This is a genomic window from Streptococcus suis (assembly GCF_002960445.1).
Lineage (GTDB): Bacteria > Bacillota > Bacilli > Lactobacillales > Streptococcaceae > Streptococcus > Streptococcus hyiners.
The window spans coordinates 1-283 of record NZ_POJD01000101.1; the positions used below are offsets into that span (position 1 = coordinate 1).

Here is a 283-nt window from a genome sequence, read left to right on the forward strand (position 1 = left end):
TTAGATTGTTTTGTTTGGATAGGGTGGGTGCCACTAAACCTGCTAAACCAATTCCGGCGTAAGAAAATGCGTAGTCGAGAAAAACTTGAAAAACGTTTAGGAAGTAGCCACCGTAGAAAAGTTGAATGGTTCCTACAATACCACCAGTAAGAACTCCTACCCCTAGTCCGTGGCGCAGAGCAAGCAGTAAGATTGGAAGCATGACTAAAGACACAGATCCACCTTGGGGCATTGTAAAGAGCGGGATTTTGTCAAAGACGAGGGCAATGGCAGAAAAGATAGC

Annotated in this window: 1 protein-coding gene; it reads right to left on the minus strand. The window is 44.9% G+C overall.

All coding sequences use genetic code 11. From position 1 onward, the window contains the following. Positions 1–283 (minus strand): energy-coupled thiamine transporter ThiT (locus tag C1G53_RS01890; protein ID WP_192873099.1); only part of this gene is annotated, 283 nt, incomplete at both ends.